At 58.3% G+C, this 441-nt stretch carries 1 pseudogene; it reads left to right on the forward strand.

What is annotated here, in order from left to right:
• Window positions 1-162: 162 nt before the first annotated feature.
• A pseudogene (locus AC5ZGW_RS47100) lies at window positions 163-399 on the forward strand (DUF5372 family protein); the annotation flags it as partial.
• Between the last annotated feature and the right edge of the window lie 42 nt (window positions 400-441).

Genomic DNA, 441 nt, shown 5'->3' on the forward strand with positions numbered 1-441 from the left:
CGACGATTGAAGGCACATCAGCAATTGGCGATTCTGCGTGCGGCCCTTCAAGCTCACCACAATCCCATGACGATCAAGCCCGTTGCCCATGTCACAAGGGCCGCGTAACATTCATTCTGGCAACGTCGGCCCGACGTAGTTCAACAGCGATCGGGACATCCCCTTCCCTGTGTCGGCAAACGATATAACCGGTATGGCGAACGCCTCTTGCTACAGCATGACGGCGCCACGGTATCGTCGGTTCCTCCGCAATGGACTGATCTTGTAGGCCCGGATCCAGAGATCGTTATCGGCCGTGGACGGGCACTCTTGCGTACTGTCGACCTGATGGAGCTGACCAGCCTGGTGAAGCGCCTTTCCGACAGGAGCTATGCGGGAAACTGGGTGATGACGGACTGAGATAGGCGGCGTATCGAGGCGGGTGTCGAAGCCTGCCAGAAC

The organism is Bradyrhizobium sp. Crot121, assembly GCF_059512385.1.